Origin of the sequence: Bradyrhizobium sp. SZCCHNS3052 (assembly GCF_032484495.1) — a bacterium.
GTDB lineage: Bacteria > Pseudomonadota > Alphaproteobacteria > Rhizobiales > Xanthobacteraceae > Bradyrhizobium.
Window position 1 is genome coordinate 882,399 of record NZ_JAUETB010000001.1, and the last position, 26,068, is coordinate 908,466.

The following is a 26,068-nucleotide window of genomic DNA, read 5'->3' on the forward strand; positions in this document are numbered from 1 at the left end:
TCCAATGTCAGGCCAAAGACAAGGGCCGCGGAGACGCTGTTTGCAGCGCCGAAGAGCACGAGGCGGGAGGAAACGGAATTGACGATCACAACGACTCCTTTGTCCGAGGCGCTCCCGACGCAGGCTGCTGCCCCCCGTGCCGGCTCGCTTTGGCGGGAGCCTTATGTCCTGATCGTGGCGGGCGCCGTGCTCGGCGCGCTTGTCGGCGCGCTGTTTCCGGCTGCAGCGCTCGAATTCAAGCCGCTCGCCGACGGCTTCATCTCGCTCATCAAGGTCACGATTGCGCCGCTGGTGTTCCTGGTCGTGGTGACCGGCATCGCGCAGGTCGGCGACATGAAGGCGGTCGGGCGCATCGGACTCAAGGCCTTCCTGTATTTCGAAATCGTCACGACGCTCTGCCTGCTGTTCAGCTTCATCGTGGTGCGATGGGTCCAGCCCGGCGCGGGTGTGGCGCACGCCACCCCGCAACAGGCCGAAGCCGTGGCCCGCTATGCGCAGACCCATGTCGGCTCGTTGTCGGCCTATATCCAGCACATGATCCCCGAAAGCTTCTTCGGCGCCTTTGCCAGCGGCGACGTGCTTCAGGTTCTCGTGCTCGCGCTTCTGTGCGGCATTGGCCTCCTGATGCTCGGCGAAAAGGCGCTGCCGTTGCGCTCGGGCATGGAGCGGTTGACCGAGCTCGTGTTCAGCGTGGTCCATGTCGTCGTCATGCTGGCGCCGATCGGGGCCTTCGGCGCCATGGCTTTCACGGTCGGCAAATTCGGCGCCGCCACATTGTACGCCCTCGCGCTCCTGGTCGGGACGGCCTGGGCGATGATGGCGTTCTTCATCTTCGTCGTCCTGGGAATGATCTGCCGTCTGGTCGGCATCCGGCTGATGGACCTGCTCCGGCTGTTGCGCCCCGAGCTTCTCGTCGTGCTCGGAACGTCGTCGTCGGAGACGGCGATTCCCGGAATGATGGAGAAGCTGCCAAGGGCGGGGGTGGGACGCGCCGTGACCGGTCTCGTCATTCCGTCCGGCTATTCCTTCAATCTCGACGGCGTGGCGCTGACATTGCCGCTGACCACGATCTTCGTGGCGCAGGTCTACGGCATCGAGCTGAGCACGGCGCAGCAGTTGAGCCTGTTTGTCGTGATGCTGTTCACCAGCAAGGGCGCAGCCGGTGTCACGGGCGGAGCGTTCGCCGCGCTGGCGGCGACTGTCGTTGCGGCCGGGCTGCCTGTCGAAGGCCTCGCGCTATTGCTCGGAACCGACCGCTTCATGTCGCTGGCGCGCGCCATCACCAACACCATCGGCAACGCAGTGGCCGCGATCGTGGTGGCGAAATGGGATGGTGAATTCGACCGCGACGATTGGGGGCGGGTCGTCCAGATGAAAGCAGCAAAGTAGGATCCATGGTTCTCAGTGAAGACTTGCCGATCGTGGCGCTGGTTCCCGGTGATTGCACCGGTATCGGTCCTGAGCAGACGGCGCGAATCCTCTCCGATCACCGCCTGGCCGATGCGGCGCGCCTCGTCGTGGTGGGCGATGCCCGCGTGCTGGAGATGGGAATGGCGCATGCCGGCGTGAGCTTCGATATCGAGCGGATCGGCTCACCCAGGGAGGCTTCCTGGGTTTCCGGCAAGATCCAGCTGATCGATCTCGGCAACACCGACCCGTCGAGGCACCCGATCGGAAAGGCCAGCGCCGAGTCCGGGCGGCTCACCGGAGAGACGCTGTCGCGGGCGATCGATCTTGCCAAGGACGGCGCGATCGATGCCATCACCTTCGCGCCCTTGAACAAGCGGGCGATGTTCGACGGCGGCTGGAGGTACCCGGACGAGCACAAGATGTTCGCGGACCTGCTCGGGCACCGTACGTATTTTTCTGAAATGAACGTGTTGGATGGACAATGGATGTCGCGCGTCACCGGGCACCAGTCCCTGCGCGAGGCGCTGAACGACATCAGCCCGCCGCGGATCACCGATGCGGTGGTCCTCGTCGACAGGATGATGCGGAGATCCGGAGTCGCCGCGCCGCGGATCGCCGTGGCCGCACTGAATCCGCATGCCGGCGAGGGCGGCTTGTTCGGTCGCGACGAGATCGAGATGATCAAGCCGACGGTCGAGGCGATTGCGAAACAGGGCATTGTCTGCAGCGGTCCGTATCCGGCGGATACGGTTTACATTCGCGCGTTTGCCGGCGAGTTCGACAGCGTCGTCGCGATGTATCATGACCAGGGGCAGATCGCGACGAAGCTGCGCGGCTTCAATCGCGGAGTGACCGTCACGGCCGGCCTCGAGACCGTCTTCACCACGCCCTCGCACGGCACGGCGTTCGACATCGTCGGCAAGGGCGTCGCAGACACCGGCGCGCTCGAAAGCGCGGTCCGGCTCGCCGCGCAATTGGCCTCGTTCAAAGCCCGGGAGATGTCACATGCACACTGATCGCAGGACCCTGCTTCAGGCCGCCGCCGCTCTTCCCTTGTCCGCGGTCGGCGCGAATGCGGCATTTGCACAGGCTCAGGCACCGGCGGCGCCCGCCGCGGCGCCGCCCAAGGAGGTCACGCGTACGCTTGCGCGGTACATCGTCTCGGCGGGATATGATGATCTGCCGGTCAAGGTCCGCAAGGAAGGCGTGAGGACGCTGCTGAACTGGGTCGGCGTCGCGATCGGCGGGTCGCGACACGAAACGGTCGACATCGCGGTCGCGGCGTTGGCGCCGTTCTCCGGCCCGCAGCAGGCGTCGCTGTTCGGCCGGCGCGAGCGGTTCGACATCATGAACGCCGCCTTCATCAACGGCGTGTCCAGCCACATCTTCGATTTCGACGACACCCATCTGAAGACGATCATCCATCCGGCCGGCCCGGTGGTTTCGGCGATCATTGCGCTCTCGGAAATGCAGCCGGTGTCCGGAAAGGAGTTCTTGAATGCGCTCGTCCTCGGTGTCGAGACCGAGTGCAGGATCGGCAACGCCGTCTATCCGAACCACTACGATGTCGGCTGGCACATCACCGGGACTGCCGGGGTGTTCGGCGCGGCTGCGGCTGCCGGCAAGCTGTTGAAGCTCAACGAGCAGCAGATGACCTGGGCGCTGGGCCTCGCCGCGTCGCAGCCGGTCGGCCTGCGCGAATCGTTCGGGTCCATGAACAAGAGCTTCAACCCCGGCCGTGCGGCGTCAAACGGCATATTTGCCGCCCTTCTGGCGTCGAAGAATTTCACGTCGTCGGACGGGATGATCGAGGCGAAGCGCGGCTGGGCCAACACGATCAGCACGAAGCAGGACTATGGCGAGATCGTCGGCGATCTCGGCAAGCGTTACGAAGCCGCGCTCAACACCTACAAGCCGTTCGCCTGCGGCATCGTGCTGCATCCGGCGATCGATGCCGCGATTCAGCTGCGCAACGAGAACAGGCTGACGGGCGACCAGATCGATCACGTCGATCTCAAGGTCAATCCGCTCGTGCTCGAGCTGACCGGCAAGAAGACGCCGCAGCAGGGGCTCGAGGGCAAGTTCAGCATCTTTCATGCGGTGGCCGTGGCGATCGTGGAAGGCGCGGGCGGAGAGAAGCAGTTCAGCGATCGCGCGGTAACCGATCCGACGGTGCTGTCGCTGCGTAGCAAGGTCATTCCGGTCATCACGCCCGAGATCAAGCCGGAGCAGGTCGAGATGACGATCGTGCTGAAGGATGGGCGGAAGATCAGCCGCCGCATCGAGCACGCCGCCGGCAGCGTGGAAGTGCCGATGACCGACCAGCAGCTCGAGGCGAAGTTCGTGGACCTCGCCGACGGCATCGTTCCGGCGGCGTCGATCCGGCGGATCATGGACGCCTGCTGGAATGTCGAGAGTGTGTCGAATGCTGCCGACATCGCGAAGATGTCGGCGTCGGCCTGACGATGGCGAGGAGGGCCATGTCGTCGCGCCGCCGTCTGCTGCAATCGGCGGGGGCGTTTGCTGCAATCTCGGCGATGCCGATCCGTTTCTCCCGGGCCGCCGGCCCGGGCGTGACCGAGCGCCTGGCGCGCTACATGGTTGCGGCGCGTGACCAGGAGCTGCCGGAGCAGGTGATGCTCGCATGCAAGCACCGCATTCTCGACACGCTCGGTGCCATGGTGTCCGGCGCTCGGATGCATCCGGGCGAGATGGCGCTGAGATACGTGCGCAGCCTCGGCGGCGCGCCGCAGGCGTCCGTCGTCGGCTCCGACGTCCGGACGACGGCCGTCAATGCGGCGATGGCCAACGCCATGTGCGCTCACGCCGACGAGACCGACGATTTCGAACCGGTCACCAAGGCGCATCCGGGGTGCGCGGTCATCCCTGCCGCGCTCGCTATGGCTGAACGGGAGCATCGCAATGGGCGCGACGTGATCCGCGCCGTTGTGCTCGGCTATGACCTGACCTGCCGGCTTCTGATGGCGCTCGGACCGGACCTGGTGCGTGGCTCGCATCGCAGTGCCGAGGGCACGTCGTCGACATTCGGTGCGCTCGGCGCGGCGGCCTCGCTGGCGCGACTGGACGAGCGTGGCATGCGTCACGCCATCTCGTACTCGGCACAGCAGGTCTCGGGGCTGTGGAGTTGGGTGAAGGACAAGGACCACATCGAGAAGGCGTTCGATTTCGCCGGCATGGGCGCGCGCAACGGCGTGATGGCCGTCGACATGGTGATGGCCGGGCTCACCGGCGTCGATGACGTGCTCGATGGGACCCACAATTTGTTCATCGCGCTGTCGAGCGATCCGAAGCCGGAGGAGATGGTCAGGGATCTCGGCAGCCGCTTCTACGTCACGGAGACGGCCATCAAGACCTTTTCGGTCGGCTATCCGATCCAGTCGCCGCTGGATGCGCTGCTCACGCTGCGCCGACAGCAAGGGCTCACTCCAGACAACGTCCGCAGCATCCTGGTCAAGCTTCCGACCGACGCGATGGGCATTGTCGGCGACAGCGCCATGCCCGACGTGAACTGTCGGCATCTCGTCGCACTCGCCTTGGTCAAGGGGGCCGTCTCATTCGCCGACAGCCATGATGTCGCGCTGATGCGCGACCCGATGATCCTCAAGCAGCGTGGGAAGGTGACGCTTGTAGGCGACAAGAGTCTGATGGATCCGGCCGCGCCACGCGGTGCGATCGTCGAGGTGACTCTGGTCGATGGCCGCAAGGTCGATCATTTCACCAGACACCCGCCGGGCACCAAGGAGAATCCGCTGGGCACGGAGGCCGTCAACGTCAAGACCAGGGATCTGATGACGCCCGTTCTGGGGCGTGAGAAGACGGAGAAGCTGATCGACATGGTTGGGCGGCTCGAAGAAATCGACGACATCGGCCGGTTGCGCGCACTATTCGCGGCGTGATCGGCTGTCACGGCGATGAGAAGCGACGGAACATCATCGTCTGATCCATTCCCTTGGCGGCGCGGCGGGCGGCTCGTCGGCTCGGTCTTCTCCGGTGCATTCTGCGGATTGACGAAAAAAGAAGACGAAGCGGGAGGGACGAGACATGAAGCTGAGGCTGATGCGGCAGCGGAGAAGGCGACCGTGATCGGATTCCACTTCGCGTTCCCGTCGGTCGGACGCGTCGAGAAAGACGGCGCCGGCTATCGGCTGATCCCATCATCGTGGAATCCGACGCTATGAAAGACCGGCACATTGTCAGCACGGCGGTACCGATGTCGGATCGCGCCAGACCACGCATGAAATCGACCGGTCCGCTCGCATCGCTTGGCTTTGCCATCGCAAGCCTTGGCTTGGGCTTCTGGGCCATGATGGCGGGAGCAGCTGCGCAGGATGCGCGCGAGATCGCTCCGGCCGGCGTGTTGCGCGTAGCTGTTGCGGTCGGGCCGGCCGCCTCGGCGTTCTGGACGACACGCGATCCGGCGACAGGCAAGCCTGTCGGCGTGACAGTCGAACTTGCGAAGGCGGCCGCGGGCAAGCTCAATGTGCCGCTTGAGCTCGTCGAATATCAGAGCTCGGACGAAATCGCGGCCGCCGGCAGCAAAGGGGCGTGGGATCTGTCCTTCATGCCGGCGGATCGCAAGCGGGAGCAGTTCGTCGATCAAGGACCTGCCTATGTCGCCTACATGAGCGGGTATCTCATTCGCGCGAACTCGGACATCACGGCCGTCGCCGATATCGACCGTCCGGGAATCCGGGTCGGCTGCATCGAAGGCACCTCGACGTCCAGAACGGTCGAGGCGAGCATGAAAAGTGCCAGCGTGACGAAATTCATCAAGCCTGAAGAGGCCGCTGAGCTGATCGGCCAGGGTCGGCTCGACGCCCTCGCCATGGGCATGGAAGCCTTGGAGGAGCTGTCGCGGCGCCTGTCGGGCAGCCGGGTCTTGAACGAGGTCATCCAATCAACGGGCGTCGTCGTGGTCGTCCCGAAGGGCAAAGTGACGGCGCGGGAGTGGGCGGCCCGATTTCTTGCAGATGCCAAGGCGAATGGCACGGTGCGCCGAGTGCTCGATCAAAGTGGATTTGTCACCGCCAAGGTCGCCCCGTGATGCCGTGGTGAACTCCGGCCAAGCCATATCTTTGGCTTATGAGCGCCAACGCCAAATCGTATTTTGGCTGTGCTGGAATTCCGTCTATCTCCAATCGGCGGGCGATGAAGCTGTCGGCAATCATGATGGACACGACCGGCAGGCACGCTCGGAAAGTGCGCCTGCATGGTCCATGCGGCCACCCGATTGTACTGCACTCGCGCTTGTTCTCCCGGCCAACGAAGAAGCGCATCTGGTTCGAGTCCTGGCCTGAAAGTGAACGATCATGAAACTGGGCTGGTATTCCGAACTCGACGAGGTCGAACGCCGGACGTATTGGGCTTGCTTCGCGGGCTTTGGTCTCGACTCGCTGGATTCGACGATCTACGCGCTGGTCATCCCGGCGCTGATTGCAACAATCGGACTGACGCGCCCTGAAGCCGGCTATCTCGCGACCGCAGCCCTCGTCGGTGCAGCCATCGGTGGCTGGGGCGGGGGGATCCTTGCCGATCGCATCGGCCGCATCAAGGTCCTGCAACTGACGATCCTCTGGGTTGCCCTGTTCACGCTCGCATCGGCTTTCGCGACCGGCTTCAACTACTTGCTGATCGTGCGTTTTCTCCAGGGCCTCGGCTACGGCGGTGAGGCGGCCGTGGGTGGCGTCCTGATCAGCGAGGTCGTCAGGCCCGCGCTTCGCGGCCGGGTGGCCGGGTCGGTGCAGAGCAGCTACGCGGTGGGTTATGCGATTTCCGTCGCGCTGCTCCCCGTCATTTCATCGCTGTTTTCTGAAGAGCTCGGCTGGCGCGTGTTCTTTGCGGTCGGCATCGCGCCGGCCTTTCTCGTGTTCTTCATCCGCCGCCTTGTGCCGGAGTCCGGGCTTTATCGTCAAAGCCGCGCGGACAAGGCAGCCGGACTGCCCGCCTGGACGATCTTCACCAGGGCCCATGTGCGGCGTACCGTGGCGGCGGTCACGATGGCCACCGGCATTTTCGGCGGTGCCTATGTGATGATCACGTGGCTGCCGACCTATCTGCGCACCGTCCTCAACCTGACCGTGGGGAGCAGTGCAGGTTATCTTGCCATGAACATCCTGGGTTCGTTGGTCGGACCGTTGCTCTATGGCTGGCTTTCGGATCGCACGGGCCGGCGTCCCGCGTTCATGATCTTCCTGCTATGCCAGGCCGTGAACGCGAGCATCTACCTGCTTGCTCCGATCGGCGCCAACGCGACGATCCTGCTCAGCTTCTTTCTGGGCGCGTTCCAGGGTGGGTTGGCATCAGGAATGTTGCCGACCTTTGCCGAATTGTTTCCGACCGAGATTCGTGCGAGCGGGCAGGGTTTCTGCCTCGGTGGCGGGCGTGGGTTTGGCTCGGTCGTGCCTGCGACCGTGGGCGTGCTTGCTGCGTCGCATCCTCTTGGCTTGTCGATGGGCCTTTGCGCGCTCGCCGCCTATGGACTTGCTTTCATCGCCGCGATGGCTTTGCCCGAGACGAGCGGCGCTGACCTGCAGCGTATGACTCCGTTGGAGATGCAAGCAGGGCAGCCGGGAGATCTCGGCAACCTCCAAGCACGGCCGTCGGAATGAGGAGGCTGAGAACGACACGCCTCGTCGAGCGAAACAAGGCGCCCAGGCTGGCCGACGAGAGCACGGAGAAGGCAACAGGGTCGGGAGGAAGACATGCACTATCGGACCACTTTGAGCGTCATCGCATGCGTCGCAGCTCTGCACTTATCGAACAGCCTCGCCCAGACATCGAACACCGACAATCCCAACGACGCGGTCGCGGATGCACTGACGCCGCCTCCTTATGGCGAGCCGATCAGCCTGGAGATGGCCAAGAAGGTGGCTGCTGCGGCCGTTGCCGAAACGACGAAGCGCAATTGGAACGCATTCTGCATCTCCGTGGTCAATCCGAGCGGCGATCTGGTCTATTTCGAAAAGCAGGACAATTGCCAATATGCGTCGATCGGCCTGTCTCAGCACAAGGCGCGCACGTCGGCACGTTATCGACGCCCCACGCTGGTGTTCGAGACGTTGCTGGGCAAAGGTGCGTATTTCGCCTATCTCGCCACGCTCGATGACATGATCGCATCGCGAGGCGGCAATCTGCTGGTCGTGGATGGCAAGATCATCGGTGCCGTCGGTGTGAGTGGTGGGTCGGGCGCCCAGGACAACGTCGTATCCCTGGCCGGGCAAGCGGCGCTGAAGTAGACGAGACCGGGCCGGAGGCGGGGCGTGATGCAGTCGCGACCGCCGGTCAGACGGTCGGCGCGTGCGCTAGGCCGCCGGCGGGATGGCGGAAGACATGGAGTCGTCGACCAAGCTGACGCCGCGCCATTGTCCGGATGTGACGAGCGTTCGCGCAGTATCCTGGAGTTCCTTGGCGACGGCGAGGGCTGCAGGCGCCAGCAGGTCCGGCTTGATCGAATAGACATAGTTGCGTCGCGTGATCCGGGCGTCCGAGATCGGCAGGGCGCGCCAGTCCTCGCTGCTTCGTCCTCCTGCCTGCAGCGCCGACATCGGCTTGATGGTGACCCCGATGCCCTCACCGACGCAGCTCATCACCAGCGAGAGCGAGTCGATCTCGGCGACCACATTCGGCGTGATGTTGCGCCGCTCGAACTCCGCAGCTACACGCCGGCGCAGGCCATGAGTTCCCGTCGGCAGGATCAGGGGCAGCTCTGCAACTTCTGCAACTGTGATGCTGCAACGGTGGCGCGGCACCAGCGGGCTGTCGGCAGGGAGAAGCACGAACAATTCCTCGTCGAGCAGCGGAATCGCGTCGAGCTTGGATGACACGTCGTTGTTGAACAGGATGGCCAGGTCGAGCTGGCCAAGCCGCATCATGTGGGCGATGTGGCCGCTCATTCCCTCGACGACGTTGAGCAGGATGCCGGGATATTTGGCGCGGATGCACTTGGTGAGCGGCAGCCCGATCGCGAGCACGGTCGTCGCGGGCAAGCCGACCGATACCATGCCGCTGACCTCTGCCGAATCCTGGCGGGCAATCGACAGCGCATGGTCGAGCTGCCGCAGCATGAACCGGGCGTGATGGTAGAGCGCAAGGCCGTTCTCGGTCGGGATCACGCCGCGCGAGGAGCGCTGCAGCAAGGGCCTGCCCACTTCCTCCTCGAGCTTTGCGATCTGCTGGCTCAGTGCGGGCTGCGCAACGAACAGGCAGCGCGACGCCTTCGACAGGCTGCCGCTCTCGACGATCTGGGCGAAATAGCGCAACTGACGCAAATCCATGAGCGGGAACCGCACTGCTTGGGAAGAACGAGACCTTGCCGCCGGGCTATATGCTCAGCTTATGGCAACTAATCCAAAACAGTATTTTTGCTAATGTCAATTTCTCTCTAAGGACGAGGGTAACAGGTGTGAAGACCCTTTGGGAGGAACCAGACGATGGCGGACGCTGCGGTTCAGGGACAGGCGTCGGCCGGTCTGCCATCGTGCCGCCTTTTGATCGCCGGGGAATGGGTGAATGGTCCGCACACCGTCGCCGTGCTCGACAAATATCGCCTGCGGCCCGCCATGTCCGCGCATCTGCCGTCGCGCGAGCAGGTCCGCAGCTGCATTGTCGCCGCGGAGCGGGCGTTCGAAGCCAATGTACTGACGCCCTATGATCGCGGCCTCATCCTCGATCGCGCTGCGGTCGAGCTTGAGAAGCGTGCGTCGGAGCTGGTGGAGGTGCTGCGCCAGGAGGCGGGCTTTCCACGCCGCGATGCAATGGGCGAAGTCCAGCGTTGTGCGACGACGTTTCGGCTCTCCGCCGAAGAGGCGCGGCGGCTGGCCGGCGAGATGGTGCCGATGGAAGGGGCCGCAGGCCAGAAGGGCCGCATCGGCTTCACCATCCGCGTGCCGCTCGGCGTCGTGGCCGCGATTACGCCGTTCAATGCTCCGCTCAATACGGTGGCGCACAAGGTTGCGCCTGCGCTGGCGGCTGGTAACGCCGTGGTGCTGAAACCGTCGCTGCATACGCCGATGACGTCCTGCATCATGGCGGAGTGCCTGATCGCGGCGGGTCTGCCATCGGGCCTGATGTCGGTGCTGCATGGCGATAGCGAGGTTGCCGATTGGCTGATGAGCGAAGCTGCCGTGAAATTCTTCGCGTTCACCGGCAGCACGGACGTCGGCCGCATCATCCAAAGCAAGGCGGGACTGCGCCGCACGCAGATGGAGCTCGGCTCGATCTCGCACTGCGTGATCTGCGAGGACGCCGATCTCGATATTGCGCTGCCGAAGGTCGTCAACGCGGGCTTCCGCAAGGCCGGCCAGGTCTGCACATCGATCCAGGTGCTGCTGGTGCAGCGTTCGCTGATCGGGCAGGTGGAGCAGAGACTTTCAGAGCTCGTTGCCGGGCTGCCCTACGGAGACCCCGGCGAGGACGACACCGTTGTTGGGCCGGTCGTCAGCGAGGCCGCCGCGCAGCGCATCGAGTCCTGGATCGCGCTGGCCGAGCAGAACGGCGCGCGGCGTCTGGTCGGTGGCGCGCGGGTGGGCGCCGTGGTTCCTCCCACGCTGCTCACGAATGTCGACAAGGCGACCCCGCTCGGCTGCCAGGAAGTGTTCGGGCCTGTGATGTGCGTCGCGCCCTTCGATGTGCTGGACGAGGCGATCGCGCGCGTCAACGACACACCTTATGGACTTGCCACGGGCATCTTCACAAAACGCCTGGACGAGGCTCTGCAGGCCGCGCGGCAATTGCAAGTCGGTGGCGTTCACATCAACGAGACTCCGAGCTCCCGCGTGGACCTTATGCCGTATGGCGGCTCCAAGGATTCCGGGTTCGGCCGCGAAGGGCCGCATTACGCGATCCGCGAAATGAGCGAAGAGCGTATCGTGACGATCCTCGCATGACGCGAACCGTCACCTGACAAGGATCTGACCATGACCAAGATGAAGGGCGGCGAAGTCATCGCCGAATATCTCGTCAAGCAGAAGGTGCCCTTCGTAATCGGCATCTGCGGACACGGCAATGTCGGCATTCTTGATGCGCTCTACCAGGTGCGTGACCGCGTCAAGCTGGTCTCGCCCCGCCACGAGCAATGCGCCGGCCACATGGCCGACGCCTATTTCCGCGTCAAACACAGTCCGGTCGCGACCCTGACCTCGACCGGGCCGGGCTCGGCCAACATGGTGATGTCGCTCGCAACTGCGTTGTCGGACTCCTCGAGCTTCCTTGCGATCACCGCCAATGTTCCGACGTCGCAGGCCAATCGCGCGCCGTTCCAGGAATTGTACGCGCACAACCAAGCCGATTTCGCCCAGGTGCTGCGCCCGGTGGTGAAACGCTCGTTCCAGCCGAGCCGCGTCGACATGCTGCCGCTGGCGCTGCGCCAAGCCTTCGACACCATGGTCACGGGACGTCCCGGCCCGGTCAATCTCGATATCCCGTACAATGTTTTCCAGGAGGAGGCCGACGTCGAGCTGCCGGCGCTGTCGCATGTTCACGGCAGTCACCGGCCGAGTGCGAGCGAGGCCGACGTCACCAGGGCGCTCGATCTGATCGAAGCCGCCAGGCGGCCGGTGTTCTTCATCGGGCAGGGCACGACGCTCTCGGAGGCCGGTCCCGAGATCAGCGCGCTGCAGAGCCGCTACGGCATTCCAGTCATCACCTCGCCCAATGGCATGGGCTGCGTGCCGGCGGATGATCCACTGACGCTCGGCTTCATCGGCCGCAACGGCGCCTATCCGGCCAACCAGGCCGGCCGTCACGCCGATCTCGTGCTCTGCATCGGAACGCGTTTCGACGATCGCTCGTCCTCGAGCTGGCACCAGGGCTACTCGTGGAATTTTCCGTCGACCAGGCTGCTGCAGGTCGACATCGATCCGGCGGAGCTTGGCCGCAACTATCCGCCGACGCTCGGCATCATCGCCGACGCCAAGACCTTCGCCGGGCAACTGCTCGCGGCGCTGGAGCGTCGCCCCGCGATCCGCCGCGAAAATTTCGCGGCGTGGCGCGACCAGATCGGGACCTGGAAGGCGGAGTGGGAGGCGTTCGTGCGGCCGCACTTCAGCGCCGACACTACGCCGATCCGGCCGGAATATGTCGTCGGAGCCCTGCAGGACGTGCTGCCGGACGACGTCATCCTGTCGCTCGACTCCGGCGTGCATCACAACTGGTTCATGCAGTTCTGGCAGCCGAAGCGGCCGCAGAGCATGCTGAACAGCTGGGGCTTTTCGTCGATGGGGTTCGGCGTCTGCGGCGTGCTCGGCGCGCAGCTGGCCGCGCCCGACCGTCCCTGCGTCGCCGTCGTCGGCGACGGCGGCTTCATGATGGCGCCCTACGTCGTCGCCACGGCCGTCGAATATGACCTGCCGTGCGTCTGGATCGTCTGGAACAACTTCGCCTGGAGCGCGATCCGCGATCTGCAGTATGGCCTGTTCGAGGGCCGCGAGCTCGGCACCGCGTTCTATCGCGGCAATCAGGGGCCCGGCGGAGATCGCTACAACCCCGACTTCGCGGCCTGGGCGCGCGCCTGCGGCGCCGACGGCGTGACGGTGACCCGCAGCGCCGACCTGCGCGGTGCAGTCGAGACCGCGATCAAGAACCGCCGCCCCTGCGTGATCGATCTGCATGTCGACGCCGAGGTGCGCCCGCCATCGACGGGCACCTGGGAGCTGCCGCCGATCCCATTCAAGGAGCCGGTGTTCGGCAAGCCTTACAAACGCGACTGACGATACAAAACAAAGATAACAACATTGAGAGGGAGGAGCACCATGTTGAAGCGTGATCTGAACCGGCGATCCTTCATGCGCGCGTCGGCCGGCGTGGCTGCCGCATCCGTGCTCGGCGCCGGCGGTCCCGCGCGAGCCCAGTCCGACGGGCCCGTCCGCATCGGCATGATCTATGCCAAGCAGGGGCCGGGCGCCTCGATCGGTGAGTACCTGCAACGCGGCAGCGCGCTTGCGGTCGAGCAGGCCGGCGGCAAGGTGCTGGGCCGCCCGATCGAGCTGGTCTGGCTCGACGAGCCCAATCCCCAGGTGTCGCAGCAGAACATGCAGCGGCTTGTCGACGAGAGCAAGGTGGTCGCCGTGGTCGGCGGCAACTACTCGTCCTCGGCGCTCGCCATGATGAGCGTTGCCAATCGCGAGAAGGTGCCGCTGATCCTGACCGGCGCCGCGGCCAGCGAGATCACCGGCAAGAGCTGCAGCAAGTACACGTTCCGCACCCAGGCGACCGTGCCGGTTCAAATGGCCGGCCTGATGCCCTACGTCTCCAGCATCGGCAAGAAGGTCTATTTCATCACGGCGTCCTACGCCTTCGGCCAGGACATCCTGCGCGCCTCGCGCGCGATGCTGAAGCAGGTCGGCGCCACCGAGGTCGGGGTCGACGAGGTGCCGATCAACACCGCGGACTACAGCTCCTACATCCTCAAGATCCGCCAGGCCAAGCCGGACGTGATCGTCGGCGGCCTGGTGGGCGGCGACTTCTCCAACTTCCTGAAGCAGTGGAACGAGATGGGGATGAAGGACAAGATCCCCTATGCGGCGGTCGCCGTCACCGACACCGACTTCTGGGACGTCGGGCCGCAGGCCTCGACCGGCATCTACATCAAGCCGTGGTACTACAACAATCCGAAGAATACCCCCGCCGAGCAGAAGCTGATCGAGGATTTCAAGAAGAAGTACAATCAGCCGCCATCGGACAAGACGTGGTCGGGCTGGATCGGCATGCGGGCGCTGCTGGAATCGATCGAGGCGGCGAAGTCGACCGAGGCCGCTCAGCTCGTGGCGCATCTCGAGCAGTGGAAGAACACCGAAGGCGAGTTTCCGTTCTTCTTCCGCGACTGGGATCACCAGCTGGTGCGCCCGGCCGTCATCGTCCAGATCAAGAAGCAGATCACCGACAAGTTCGACTATTTCGACGTGCTGAAGAACACCTCGGCGACCGCCGAGGAGACGGCGAAGGCGTTCGGTACCAGGGAGGATATCGGCTGCAGCATGCCCTCGCTCTGAGGCGGCGGCGACCCTTGTTCCTGCAGCGTACTGACAGGCTCGAACGATGCTCGACACTCTCGTCTCCCAGGCGGCCAATGGACTCGTGCTCGGTTTCATCTACGTGCTGATCGCCGTAGGTCTGTCGATCACCTTCGGCCTGCTCGGCGTCATCAACTTCGCGCATGGCGCCTTCTTCGCGCTGGGGGCCTACGTGGCCTGGCAGCTGTTCCAGCTGTTCGGCTGGAGCGCCGTGATCCTGGCGCCGCCGGTGGTCGGGCTGATCGGCATGGCTATGGAGGTGACGATCATCCGCCGCCTCTACGGCAAGGAGCCGTTGCTCAGCCTGATCGTGACCTTTGCGCTGGCGCTCCTAATCGAAGCGGTGATCCGCTACGCCTGGGGCGCCGACGGCAAGCCATTCAATCCCCCGCCGGCTTTTGCAGGGATCGTTGAAGTTGGTCCTCTCCTGATCACCAAATATCGCGTGGCCGTGCTCGGCGCGACCACGGCGACCTTGCTCGGCCTATGGGGCTTCCTGGCGTTCACACCCTATGGCCGGATCCTGCGTGCCGGCAGCCGGGACCCGGAGATGGTGGAATTGCTCGGCATCAATCTGCCGCGGGTGCTCACTGCGGTGTTCGGGCTCGGCTGCATGCTGGCGGCGATCGCCGGCGTGCTGGCCGCGCCGCTGTGGACGGTGTCGCCGTCAATGGCTGCCAATGCGGTGATGCCAGCGTTCGTGATCGTGGCCATCGGCGGCCTCGGCTCCTTTCGGGGCGCAGTGGTCGCCGGACTCGCGGTTGGAATCGTCACCTCGCTGACCATTCAGTTCTGGCCAGAGGCGGCTGCCGCATCGATGTATGCCTTGATGTTCGCGATCATGCTGCTGCGGCCGCGCGGGCTATTCGGCGAGCGCTGGGAGCGTTTCGAATGACGACGGCCAAGTCCGTGCTGCAGCGGCTCGCAAGTCACCCGGTGCTGGTGGCGGCCGCGATACTGGCGCTCGCCTCCGGCATCGCGCTCGCTGTGGGCATGCCGATCCATCGCGTGACCCAGATCGCGATCTACACGCTCTACGGCGCGGAGGTGAACTTCCTGATCGGCTATCTCGGCCTGGTGCCGTTCGGCGCGTCCTTCTTCTTCGGCTGCGCGAGCTATGCGCTGGCAATCGGCCTGGGCTTCATGCCGGCCGCCAATGAAATCACCGGTCTGGCGATCGCGGTGGCATTTTCGCTGCTGCTGGCGCTGATCGTCGGCGCCATCATCCTTCGCCGGCGCGGACTCTACTTCTCGCTGCTGACGCTGGCGTGCTCCCAGATCGCGTTCGAGATTGCGTTCAAATGGACCTCGGTGACCGGAGGCGAGAACGGCCTGCAGAACGTCGCGCGTCCGCTGTTTCGCTCCGCGCTTGCCTTCCACGCCTTCACGCTCGTCGTGGTGATCGGCTCGTTGTGGATGCTGTGGCGGCTGGCGCATGCGCCGTTCGGTCGACTGATGCAGGCGTTGCGCGACAATGAGCAGCGGGTCGCAAGCCTGGGTTTCGACACCTACCGCACCAAGCTGATTGCGCTCGTCATTGCCGGCGGCGGCATCGGTGTCGCCGGCGGTTTGATGGCGCTGCTGCTGCAGGGCGTCTACGCCAACAATCTGAACTGGGAGCATGCCGGTGATCCGGTGCTGATGGCGGCGCTGGGCGGCGTGCATCATTTCCTGGGGCCGTTGTGGGGCGCCATCGTCTTCATCGTCTTGGAGGACCGGCTCAGCGCCATCACGGAGAATTGGTGGCTGGTCTTCGCCCCCATCATCATCGCCTTCGCGCTGCTGTCAGATGAGGGCATTCACGGCATCTTCCAGCGTATCGCCGGCCGCAGCCGCTGGACCCTGACGCGCAATGTCATTCCACCGCGGCCGCGCGACATCATTCCCTATGCGCCGGATCGTGCACGTCAGGCTGCGGCGACGGCCTCACAGGTGCCGATTCTCGCAATCCGCAACCTCTCCAAGCATTTCGGCTCGATCGTGACCCAGAACGACGTGTCGTTCGAGATGAGCCGGACCGGACTGCACAGCCTGATCGGTCCCAACGGCGCCGGCAAGACCACGTTGTTCAATCTGCTGACCGGTGTGCTGCGGGCCAACGCCGGCACCATCCTGTTCGAGGGCATGCCGATCGATCAGCTGTCACCGTACAAGCGCGCGCGGCTCGGCATCGCCCGCTCGTTCCAGATCCTGAGCGTGTTTCCCAGCCTCACCGCATTCGAGAACGTGCGTATCGCGGTCCAAGCTGCCAACCGGCAATGGACAGGTCTTTGGCGCGATGCCTATGACGATGCGGCTGCAAACGCGAAGGTGTGGTCGCTGCTCGATGCCGTAGGCCTCGCCGATCGCGCCGCCGAGCTTTGCTCCGCGCTGGCGCATGGTGAGAAGCGGCTGCTCGAGATCGCGGTGTCGCTCGCGATCGATGCCAAGCTCCTGCTGCTCGACGAGCCGCTGGCTGGTCTGGCGGAGTCGGACCGCAAGATCGTCGGCGAGCTGATCATGCGGCTGGCGAAGTCCCACGCCGTGCTGTTGATCGAGCATGACATCGACCGTGTGCTGGCCATGTCCGACCGCATCACGGTGTTGCATCAGGGCCGGCTGATCGCCGACGGCAAGCCGGTGGAAGTGGCTGCCCATCCCGAAGTCGTCACGGCCTATCTCGGCACGGCCCATGGCCAGGTTGCGGCGGCTCCGTCGCGGGCGACCAATGTGACGCCGCTTCCCGGCAGCGCCGCCGCCGAGCCGCTGCTCAGGCTCGAGGGCGTGCGCGCCGGCTACGGCGGTGGCACCGTGCTCGACGGGCTCGACCTGGCCGTGCGGCCTGGCGAAGTGGTGGCGCTGCTAGGGCGCAACGGCGTCGGCAAGACCACCGCGCTGCGGGCCATCACAGGCACGGTGCCGGCGAGCGGCGGTCGCATCACGTTCGACGGCAGGCAGCTCAACCGGTTACGGCCGGACGAGATCAACCGTCTTGGCATCTCGCTGGTACCGGAAGGACGCCGGCTGTTTCCGAATCTGACCGTGCAGGAGAATCTCAAGCTCGCGAGCCGCGCCGGCGGCGCGTCGCTCGACGACGTGTTCGATCTGTTCCCGAAGCTCCGCATCCTGCACAAGGCGCGTGCCGAAAATCTCTCCGGCGGCGAGCGGCAGATGGTGGCGATCGCGCGCGCGTTGATGGTGCCGAGCCGGTTGATTCTGCTCGACGAGCCGTTCGAGGGCTTGGCGCCCGCCGTGGTGCAGGAGGTCCGCGACGCCGTGTCCAAATTGAGGTCGCGCGCAAGCCTCGTCATCGTGGAGCATCATGCCGAGAGCGTGCTGGCGATGGCGGACCGCGCCTATGTGCTGGTGAATGGGCGCGTGGCCCATGTCGGCGATGCTGCCGCGCTCGCGGCCGATCACGAGCTGCAAGGGCGTTTGCTTGGCATCACTCAGACCGCTGATGCAGTGCAACGCGCGGCAAACGGGTCATGAGCAGCTGCGAGTTCGTGACCATCGGCATCTGCTGGCCGGCCCAATCTGAACCTTCCTGAGGAGATGAGACATGACCATCGTCGTTCCCGGACCGAACGCCTACGCGAATGCGGCGACAGAGAAGAAGGCGGTGACGCGCAATCTCGCCGAGATTTTCTGGACCCAGTATCCGGGCCACTATAACCAGGCGCTGTCGAAGGCGATCGTGACGCCGGACACCACCGGCAGCCGCTTCTTCGACCATCGTATCTCGTCCTACGAGCCCGGCGCGCATGTCGAGAGCCATTCTCACAAGGTGCAGGAGCAGATCTATCACGTGCTGTCGGGCGAGGGCATCTTGATCCTCGACGGCGAGCGCCGGTTGGTCCGTGCCAATGACGTCACCTACATTCCGCCGGGCGTGGTGCACGAATTCCACTGCACCGGCAACGACCCGCTGCTGTTCCTCGTGATCACCAGCCCGCCGACCGACGAGGAGCCGGCGCCGCGGTGAGGGGCCGGGCATGACCACGAGCAAGACCATTCTGGTCACCGGCGCCTGCGGCTGGCTCGGCTCGGCGATCGTGCAGGCGCTGCTCGCCCGCGGCGATCGCGTCGTCGCCATCGACCTGATGGTCTCGCCGGCCATGGCCGCACTCGCCTCGCAACAACAGCTGCTCGTCACCGCGGCGATCGATCTCGGCGAATGGCATGAGGTGTTGCGGGCGTTCCAGACATTTCGTCCCGACGCCGTCATCCACGCCGCCGCGGTGGTCGGCGTGGTTCAGGCCGCGGATATCCCGCTGAAGGCGCTGCGGGTCAATGTCGAGGGCGCGATCAACCTGTTCGAGGCGATGCGGCTCTCCGGCGTCAGGCGCGTCGTGCAGATCTCGACCGAGGAGACCTATGGCGACTTCCAATCCGCCGTGATCGACGAGGAGCACCCGCAGAAGCCGGCCAGCGTCTACGGCGTGACCAAGCTCGCAGCCGAGCACTATGGTCGCGTCTATTCGCGCGATCACGGGCTCGAATGCATCAATGTGCGGACCTGCTGGGTGTACGGACCGCATCTGCCGCGCCTGCGCATGCCCCGCACCTTCATCGAGGCCGCGTTGCGCGGCGAGCCATTTCATCAAGAGGACGGCGGCAATCTCGCGGTCGATCAGGTCTATATCGACGATACCGTGGCCGGCGTGCTGCTCGCGCTCGACAAGCCGCATCACAGCTTCGACGCCTACAATGTCGCGACCGGTGTGGCTCCGACGCTGCGCGACACGGCCGACGCCGTCAATCGCGCCATTCCCGGTGCGAGGATCACGGTCGGCGACACCGGTCCCTATCATCATGGCGGCCGCGTGCTGAGCGCCGTCAAGGGCGCGCTGGACATCGGCCGCGCCAAGGCGGAGCTCGGCTACCAGCCGCGCTACGATCTGCAAAGAGGCATCGAGGCGACGATCGAAGCGACGCGGGCCGCGATGGCGAAGACATCATCACCTTCAAGGGATCGAAAATGACCACCTCTTCTCCGATCGTTCTCATCTTCGGCGGCTCCCGCGGCATCGGCGCCGCTTGCGCGCAGGCGTTTGCCGTCGCCGGCTGGCAGGTGGCCTCGACCTACGCCACCAGCCCGTCGGACGGAGGGCCCGGCAGGCAATACAAGGTCGACATCCGCGATGCCGCGTCGGTCGCGCAGGTCTTCGCGCAAGTTGCCGCCGACTTCGGTGCTGCGCCGCAGGCCGTCATTGCCAACGCCGGCATCAACGTGCCGGCAGGTCCGCTGGCGAGCTTCAAGCCGGAGGACTTCCGGCTGCTGATGGAGGTCAACGTCGTAGGCGCCTTCAACGTGCTGGCGGAAGCGGCGCGGCGCGTGCGCGACGCCGGCGCCATCGTCGCCATCACGACGTCGCTGGTCCGCCACGCGGTGCCGGGCACCGGGCCCTATGCGGCGACCAAGGCGGCGGTCGAAAGCCTGGTGCGGTCGATGGCGAAGGAGCTCTCGGCGCGCGGCGTTCGCGTCAATGCGGTGGCGCCCGGTCCCGTCGACACCGAACTTTTCAATGCCGGCAAGACCGAGGAGGCCAAGCAGCGCATGGCGGCGTTGAGCCCGTTCAATCGCATCGGCAAGCCGGGCGAGATTGCGGAGGTGGTGCGCTTCCTGGCCTCCGGCGAGGCCTCCTGGATCCAGGGACAGATCGTGCAGCCCAATGGCGGCATGGTGTGAGCATGACGGCGGCGGTGCACGCCGGCGAGACGTTCGATGTCGTGGTCGTCGGAGCCGGCGCGGGCGGCATGACGGCGGCGACGATCGCGGCTGCTGACGGCTGCTCGGTGCTGCTGCTGGAGCAGGCTGAAGTCATCGGCGGCACCACCGCCATCTCCGGCGGCATGGTCTGGATTCCTGCCAATCACAAGGCGGCCGCGGAGGGGCGGGCGGATACGCTGGAGGCGGCGCGCACGTATTTGGACCGGACCGTGCCGGGGCAGGACCGCACGAGGCTCGAGACGTTCCTTGCATTCGGCGACGAAGCCTTGCGCGATCTCGAGGCCCGCACTGCGCTGCGGCTGCAGCCGGTGCCGACCTATCCGGATTATTATCCCGACCTGCCCGGTGCCACCGCGGGAGGCAGGGTGCTGGAGCCGCTGCCATTCGATGCGCGCGGCCTCGGCGACGCCTTTGCGCTGCTGCGCGATCCGCTGCCGGAGTTCATGCTGTTCGGCGGCATGATGATCGGCCGCCAGGATATCCCGCATCTGCGCCGTGCCGGCCGATCGTTGCGCTCGGCCCTGCATGCGGCCAGGTTGATCATGCGCTATGGCCTGCAGCGGCTCACGGCGCGGCGCGGCACGACGCTTTATCTCGGCAACGCGCTGGCGGCGCGGCTGCTGCGCTCGGCACTCGATCGTGGCGTCGTGATACGCACCGGCACCTCCGCCCAGCAGCTTGAGGCCGACGCGCAGGGCAGGGTCTCGAGGCTCGAAATTGTCGATCGCTCCGGCCGCTCCTGGATCACCGCAAGGCGCGGCGTGGTGCTCGCGACCGGCGGGCTGTCGCATGATGCCGAGCTGCGCCGCTGCTATGTGCCTGAGGCCGCCGGCCTGCTGTCGGCCACCGTCGACCCCGGCGCCGCACCACGCGGTGCGCGGCTGGCCATGGCCCTGGGCGCGTGCCTGTCGGCGCCGACGAAAGAGGGCGCGTTCTGGGTGCCGGCTTCGACATTCACACGGGCCGACGGCAGAAGCGGCATCTTCCCGCACACGGTCACCGATCGCGCCAAGCCCGGCCTGATCGCGGTCGATGGCACCGGCCGCCGCTTCGTCAACGAGGCGGTGTCCTACCACGAGTTCGTGCGCGCGCAGCTCAGGCACGCGACGGCTATTCCTGCCTGGCTGATCTGCGATCGCCGCTTCCTGTGGAGATACGGCCTCGGCAAGATCAAGCCGTTCACGCGCAGTGTCGCGCGTGATGTCGCCGCGGGCTATCTCAAGCGTGCCGACAGCCTGGACGCGCTCGCGGAGACGATCGGCGTCCCGGCGCAGGCGCTGACTGCAACCGTCGCGGAGTTCAATGCCGATGCGGTGCGCGGCGAGGATCCCGCCTTCGGCCGCGGCGGCGACATCTATCAGCGCGCGCTCGGCGACGTCGATCAACATCCAAATCCCTGCGTCGCGCCGATCCTGGAGCCGCCTTTCCATGCCGTCGCGGTTTATCCGGCCGATCTCGGCATGTCTGCGGGCCTCGTCACCGATGCGCGCGGGCGGGTGTTGCGCGCGGATGGCTCACCCATTCCTGGCCTGTTCGCCTGCGGCAACGACATGGCCTCGATCATGGAAGGGGCCTATCCCGGGCCCGGCATCACGTTGGGTCCGGCGCTGGTCTTCGGCTGGCTCGCGGGCAGGAACGTCGCCGGCGCGAACGTTTGAGGGCTCTCATGCTCGTGAGCTCGCTCCAGGCATGGCTCGATGTGACCTCTCGGAGCCTGGAGGCATGAGAACGACTTGGTCACACTTCGCGGCTTGTGAAAGTCGGCCACGGGTTGTTGCCTGAAGTGGGGACGCGGCAGTGGTCAGGAGGACTGTTGTCGTTGTCCAGGGTAGGGTGGCCTTCCCCACCCGCCGCCCGGCCAACGCTCGCAAATGGCTCGCTAGTGGAGTCGCGCCGCTTCGGATCCCCGCCGGCTCGCTACTAGATCGCGTGCAACACGGGATCAACCTGGGAAGTTTGCAATTGACGAACGGCTCGGGCCGCCGCGAGTAGCGGACGGTGCTCGTGTTTGGGCAACTCGAGATGATATGGTTGCGCGTCCCCGTAACGAGGCGCCTTGAGCATCACGCGCCTCTGCGGCTTTTTCCTGATATCGCCTGGCCGACGCGCTGCTTTCGTAGTTGAATTGTCGTTTCCGCTCAGCTCTCATTGATGAGCTGCTGGCACCAAGGTCAGAAGTTGCTCATTGCCGTGTAGGCAATAGCAGCCGATGGTTGCCGAACGGGCGCTCGGCATGAGCCGCCCATCCGCCGTGTGGAAATTCCGGTTACGACAATCCGGAGTTGCCGGCTTTGTTCCGGGCCTGCGGCCGCGGCCCTGGAGGAGCGTCCGCGTGCATCGGGACCTGTTGTGCGCGGTGAAGTCAGGCCGTGGATGGTTGCCGGTGGGATGGCGGCGTCGTACGCTCGCGCGCCACGTGACAGGTGGCATGATCGGGGACCGGGTCGTTTCAGGATGAGGCGCTGATGGCGCGGAGGGCAGCTCGCGTGATGGATGAGGACGACCCGAGCGGAGAGATCTCCCGGATCGAGGCGCGGATCGACGAGCTTGCCGAGATGGCGGAGCGGTGCCGAAAGATCATTCTGGCCTCGAAAATCGCGATAGCGGGCGGCGCCGCATTGCTGCTCGGCGCGGTGCTGGGCCTGCTCGGATCCGATGCGGTCGCGCTCCTCGGCGCCATTGCGGCGCTGCTCGGCGGCATCGTGTCGCTCGGATCGAATGTCAGCACGTTGCGACAGACAATGGCGGCGATGGCCGCCGCTGAAAGGCTGCGCTCGGACCTGATCGGCAGCATCGATCTTCGCCTGGTCGGCGAGAGGCGAGGGAGCGTGTAGTTCGCGATGGGATGATGGCGTGACGCGCTCCAGGTGTTGGCAGCAGTTGCCCTTGGCCGATGGCCCGGCGACCTGGTCCGTTCGATGAAAATGACAGGGAGACCACATGCTCAAGGGGATCGATCCACTGCTCAATGCCGACGTGCTCCATGCGCTCCGCGCGATGGGGCATGGCGACCGTCTCGTGATCTGCGACACCAATTTTCCGGCGGATGCGATCGCGCGGCAGACAGTGTTCGGCGGGCTGCTGCGCATCGATAATGTCAGCGCGGCGCGCGCGGTCCAGGCCGTGCTGTCGGTGCTGCCGCTCGACAGCTTCATCGACGATGCCGCCGTGCGGATGGAGGTCGTGGGCAGTCCTGCGGAGGTGACGCCGGTGCAGCAGGAGGTGCAGGCGGTGATCGACCGCGCCGAGGGCAGGTCGTGGCCGCTGGTCGGCGTCGAGCGCTTCGCATTCTATGAGATGGCCAGATCAGCCTATTGCGTGATCGCCACCGGCGAGCGCCGGTTCTACGGCTGCTTCATCTTCAGCAAGGGCGTCATCCCGCCGGATGGCGCATCGGGATCATGATGCCGGCTGGCGCGCCGCATTTGGGCAGCGGTGCGCATGCCGGCAAGGGTATCGCGATCGGTCATCCGCCTCGCGTTCGACGCGTAGCGCCCGCCGCGGCTCAATGGGCTTCGGGGAAGCGACCCGGCGAGAGATCGGTCCCGCATGTCGCTGCGCTCATGGCAGGTTACGGGACTGATCGCGACGGCAGAGAAGCGAGTCCAGCGCCGGGCGAGCGCCGCGAGACCTCGCCCGATGCCGCGTCGAGGTTTCAATTGGACGCGGTCTCAGCGGCAATTCCAGGTCGTGCCCTGCGCGCAGACCGCGTTCGGGCTGTCGCCGCCATAGACCTGATAGGGGTATTCGCCCTTGCGGTAATAGCCATAGGCGTGGGGGTTCACGCCGTAGTAGGACGGAGCCGCGTAATAGGCCGGGCCGTCATAGACCGGGCCATCGTAATAATCGTAGGCGTCGCGGCTTGCGGCGATCGCAAGACCGGTGCCGATGGCACCCGCCGCGAGCGCCGCGCCGATCGCAGCGCCGCCGCCGCCGCCGTGCCAGCGCCCATTTCGCGCGTCGGCACTGGTCGGGGTGAAGGCGCCGATCGCGAGTGCAGTCAATGAAGCAATTGCGGCCGTGCGGCCGAGCAGAGCTAGTTTGGTCGACATGTCAGGCCTCCAGTGAAGTGCGCCGTGATTGGCTGATGTCTCCGGTGTCCGGCTCTGCCGAGAACTGTGACGAACGTCAGAGCCGAACAATGCCGGCAAACGGATGATCGATTGCGGTTCTGGACCTGACCTCGCCGAGGAGCTGGCGACGGTCCAACGCGAATGGCAGGTCCATCGCACTAGAACCGCCGTCCCGCTTTGGAGTTCCGGCCCCGCCCGAACTTCCATGCGATCGGACAGGGGCCGCTGGGCACGCAGAGGAGGAATGGCTCGTGCTTTGCCGACCCGGCAGCCCGGTGCCGGAGCCAACTCATCACTGTGACGGTGCATTCCAATCACTGAAGACGTTTGAAGGGCGTCGATGAGACTGGCCGCCGTGACCCGACGAGCTCGCGCCATCCCGAGCTGCACGACGGGCAATCTCTGCCTGGGTGACATCCGCCGCGGGAGCGCGACGTCATGGCCTCGCTGTTCGACCTGTTCGGAACATGCGCGTTTGCTGGCGAGCCCGTCATCACGACGTTGCGCGGGAGCAAGGAGGTTGCAGCCATCCAAGTGCGTGTCCGGATGGCGTCGTCTCACCCCATCGTCGCCAGCCTGACCGCCAGCGCACACGCCCGATCGTATTCGTCCAGGTTGATCCATTCGTCAATCGTGTGCGGCTCGTTCTGGCCGGTGCCGAAGGTCACGGTGGGGATGCCGTGGCGGACCATCCAGTTGGCGTCGAGGCCGCCATTGCCGGCGCGCAGGGTCGGCGCGGCGCCGATGTCGGAAACGGCAGCCATGGCGCGCTTGACGACGGGAAGGGTCTCCTTCATCCGGAACGGATGATAGTCGGTCTCGGCCTTGAACTTGACGCGGCCGGACTTGCCCTCGCTGTTGGTGACCTGCTTGGCCGCCTTCTCGAAAGCCGCCTTGTAGGCCTTGGTGATCTCGCGGATGAATTTGGCATCGTGGCTGCGGCATTCGCCGCGGACGTGGACGTAGTCGGTGACGACGTTGGTGGCGTCGCCCGCGGGGCGGCCTTCGCCGCCGGTGACCGGACCGACATTGCTGGTGCCAAGCCTCGCGTCCTTGCCCTTGCCCTTCACCACCTTGCCGAACCAGCCGCCGGCTTTCACCTCGGCGAGCGCGAGCGCCAGGATCATGGTGGCGCTGATGCCGCGCTCAGGCGCGACGCCGGCATGCGAGGCGCGGCCGAAGATCTCGACCTCCCAGCGGTCGGCGCCGACAGCGCCGATCGTGACGGCGGAGGCCGAGCTGCCGTCGAAGTTGAACGCCATTTCGGGCGCGCCGAGGTCGTCGGTGTTGACGTGCCGCGCGCCATAGAGCCCGCTCTCCTCGCGCACGCAGAACAGTAGCGTGATCGGCGGATGGTCGAGCCTCTCGCGGATCAGCTCGGCCGCGAGCGTGACGAGAATGCCGCAGCCGCAGCGATTGTCGCCGCCGAGCGCGGTCCTGGCCTGGTTGACGATCTTGCGACCGGAGATCTTCGGCTGCGCGCCGGCGCACAGTGGCACCGTGTCCATGTGGGTCATGAACATGATCCGCGGCTGATTGTGCTGGCTGCCGCGGCCGGGCAGCTCGACGATCAGATTGCCGGTCTCGGTCGGCAGCGGAATGCGCGTATTGGCATCGTCGAGCCGCATCGCCTTGGCCGGCACGCCGGCCTGCTTCAGCGCCGCCATGATCTCGCGCCCGATCGCCTTTTCCTGTCCGGTCACGCCCTGGACGGCGAGAAAACGCATCAGACGATCGGTGGCGGCGGTGGTGTCGACGGACATGAAGCGATTCCCGTGATGGACGATGTGCCCGGAGCATCCAGCCGGGCGGCCGGTTGCGCAAGGGGGCTCGCATTGGTTTCG

The 26,068-nt window shown here is 65.5% G+C and carries 21 protein-coding genes and 1 pseudogene; 19 read left to right on the forward strand and 3 right to left on the reverse strand.

Annotated features, from left to right (window positions below):
• The first annotated feature begins 78 nt into the window (after nt 1-78).
• The 8 genes and pseudogenes from QX073_RS03980 to QX073_RS04015 all read left to right on the forward strand — a co-directional run bounded on the left by QX073_RS03980 (nt 79) and on the right by QX073_RS04015 (nt 8,666).
• On the forward strand, nt 79-1,389 hold the full coding sequence (locus tag QX073_RS03980; protein WP_316225341.1) for a cation:dicarboxylate symporter family transporter: 1,311 nt from the start codon (nt 79-81) through the stop codon (nt 1,387-1,389).
• Nucleotides 1,390-1,394: 5 nt separating this feature from the next.
• Nucleotides 1,395-2,426, forward strand: coding sequence for a PdxA family protein (locus QX073_RS03985; RefSeq protein ID WP_316225342.1), 1,032 nt, complete (start codon nt 1,395-1,397; stop codon nt 2,424-2,426).
• Nucleotides 2,416-3,873, forward strand: coding sequence for an MmgE/PrpD family protein (locus QX073_RS03990; RefSeq protein WP_316225343.1), 1,458 nt, complete (start codon nt 2,416-2,418; stop codon nt 3,871-3,873). Before QX073_RS03985 ends, QX073_RS03990 begins: the two co-directional genes overlap by 11 nt.
• A gap of 17 nt (nt 3,874-3,890) precedes the next feature.
• Nucleotides 3,891-5,327, forward strand: a complete 1,437-nt coding sequence (locus QX073_RS03995; protein WP_410052356.1) for an MmgE/PrpD family protein — start codon at nt 3,891-3,893, stop codon at nt 5,325-5,327.
• Between the two features lie 159 nt (nt 5,328-5,486).
• Nucleotides 5,487-5,609, forward strand: a pseudogene (locus QX073_RS04000) (MBL fold metallo-hydrolase); the annotation flags it as partial.
• A complete protein-coding gene (locus QX073_RS04005) occupies nt 5,606-6,475 on the forward strand; it encodes a transporter substrate-binding domain-containing protein (protein WP_316225345.1) in 870 nt (289 codons plus the stop codon). The pseudogene QX073_RS04000 and the gene QX073_RS04005, both read left to right, overlap by 4 nt.
• Nucleotides 6,476-6,740: 265 nt before the next feature.
• Nucleotides 6,741-8,039, forward strand: a complete 1,299-nt coding sequence (locus tag QX073_RS04010) for an MFS transporter (protein ID WP_316225346.1) — start codon at nt 6,741-6,743, stop codon at nt 8,037-8,039.
• Between the two features lie 93 nt (nt 8,040-8,132).
• A complete protein-coding gene (locus tag QX073_RS04015) occupies nt 8,133-8,666 on the forward strand; it encodes a GlcG/HbpS family heme-binding protein (protein ID WP_316225347.1) in 534 nt (177 codons plus the stop codon).
• Between the two features lie 66 nt (nt 8,667-8,732).
• On the opposite strand, the gene QX073_RS04020 is transcribed toward QX073_RS04015, so the two are convergent.
• Complete coding sequence (locus QX073_RS04020; RefSeq protein WP_315718515.1) at nt 8,733-9,704, reverse strand: LysR substrate-binding domain-containing protein; 972 nt, start codon at nt 9,702-9,704, stop codon at nt 8,733-8,735.
• Nucleotides 9,705-9,860: 156 nt separating this feature from the next.
• Here QX073_RS04020 and QX073_RS04025 point away from each other — a divergent pair, with 156 nt between their 5' ends.
• The 11 genes from QX073_RS04025 (at nt 9,861) to QX073_RS04075 (ending at nt 23,556) form a co-directional block, all read left to right on the forward strand.
• Nucleotides 9,861-11,315, forward strand: coding sequence for an aldehyde dehydrogenase family protein (locus tag QX073_RS04025; protein WP_316225348.1), 1,455 nt, complete (start codon nt 9,861-9,863; stop codon nt 11,313-11,315).
• A 30-nt stretch (nt 11,316-11,345) separates the two neighbouring features.
• Nucleotides 11,346-13,136, forward strand: coding sequence for a thiamine pyrophosphate-binding protein (locus QX073_RS04030; RefSeq protein ID WP_316225349.1), 1,791 nt, complete (start codon nt 11,346-11,348; stop codon nt 13,134-13,136).
• A 42-nt stretch (nt 13,137-13,178) separates the two neighbouring features.
• Entirely contained in the window at nt 13,179-14,417 is a 1,239-nt protein-coding gene (locus QX073_RS04035; protein ID WP_316225350.1) for an ABC transporter substrate-binding protein, read from the forward strand.
• Nucleotides 14,418-14,463: 46 nt separating this feature from the next.
• Nucleotides 14,464-15,333, forward strand: a complete 870-nt coding sequence (locus QX073_RS04040; protein ID WP_316225351.1) for a branched-chain amino acid ABC transporter permease — start codon at nt 14,464-14,466, stop codon at nt 15,331-15,333.
• Nucleotides 15,330-17,909 carry a branched-chain amino acid ABC transporter ATP-binding protein/permease gene (locus tag QX073_RS04045; protein ID WP_316225352.1) on the forward strand — a complete coding sequence of 860 codons (2,580 nt, stop codon included), beginning with the start codon at nt 15,330-15,332 and terminating at the stop codon, nt 17,907-17,909. The genes QX073_RS04040 and QX073_RS04045 overlap by 4 nt, the downstream gene beginning before the upstream one ends.
• A gap of 70 nt (nt 17,910-17,979) precedes the next feature.
• Nucleotides 17,980-18,402 carry a cupin domain-containing protein gene (locus tag QX073_RS04050; protein WP_315718509.1) on the forward strand — a complete coding sequence of 141 codons (423 nt, stop codon included), beginning with the start codon at nt 17,980-17,982 and terminating at the stop codon, nt 18,400-18,402.
• 10 nt (nt 18,403-18,412) lie between these two features.
• Complete coding sequence (locus QX073_RS04055) at nt 18,413-19,402, forward strand: NAD(P)-dependent oxidoreductase (protein WP_316225353.1); 990 nt, start codon at nt 18,413-18,415, stop codon at nt 19,400-19,402.
• The gene (locus QX073_RS04060) at nt 19,399-20,109 is read left to right on the forward strand and encodes an SDR family oxidoreductase (protein ID WP_315718507.1); all 711 of its coding nucleotides are present in this window, start codon (nt 19,399-19,401) and stop codon (nt 20,107-20,109) included. Before QX073_RS04055 ends, QX073_RS04060 begins: the two co-directional genes overlap by 4 nt.
• A gap of 2 nt (nt 20,110-20,111) precedes the next feature.
• Nucleotides 20,112-21,809 (forward strand): FAD-dependent oxidoreductase, encoded by a 1,698-nt coding sequence (locus QX073_RS04065; RefSeq protein WP_316225588.1) that lies wholly within the window; start codon nt 20,112-20,114, stop codon nt 21,807-21,809.
• Between the two features lie 831 nt (nt 21,810-22,640).
• Nucleotides 22,641-22,985, forward strand: coding sequence for a hypothetical protein (locus QX073_RS04070; RefSeq protein ID WP_315718526.1), 345 nt, complete (start codon nt 22,641-22,643; stop codon nt 22,983-22,985).
• A gap of 106 nt (nt 22,986-23,091) precedes the next feature.
• Nucleotides 23,092-23,556 carry an RbsD/FucU family protein gene (locus QX073_RS04075; RefSeq protein ID WP_315718506.1) on the forward strand — a complete coding sequence of 155 codons (465 nt, stop codon included), beginning with the start codon at nt 23,092-23,094 and terminating at the stop codon, nt 23,554-23,556.
• Between the two features lie 266 nt (nt 23,557-23,822).
• Here the strand turns inward: QX073_RS04075 and QX073_RS04080 are convergent, their stop codons facing one another.
• Entirely contained in the window at nt 23,823-24,203 is a 381-nt protein-coding gene (locus tag QX073_RS04080; RefSeq protein WP_315718505.1) for a hypothetical protein, read from the reverse strand.
• A 578-nt stretch (nt 24,204-24,781) separates the two neighbouring features.
• Nucleotides 24,782-25,987, reverse strand: a complete 1,206-nt coding sequence (locus QX073_RS04085; protein WP_316225354.1) for a M20/M25/M40 family metallo-hydrolase — start codon at nt 25,985-25,987, stop codon at nt 24,782-24,784.
• Between the last annotated feature and the right edge of the window lie 81 nt (nt 25,988-26,068).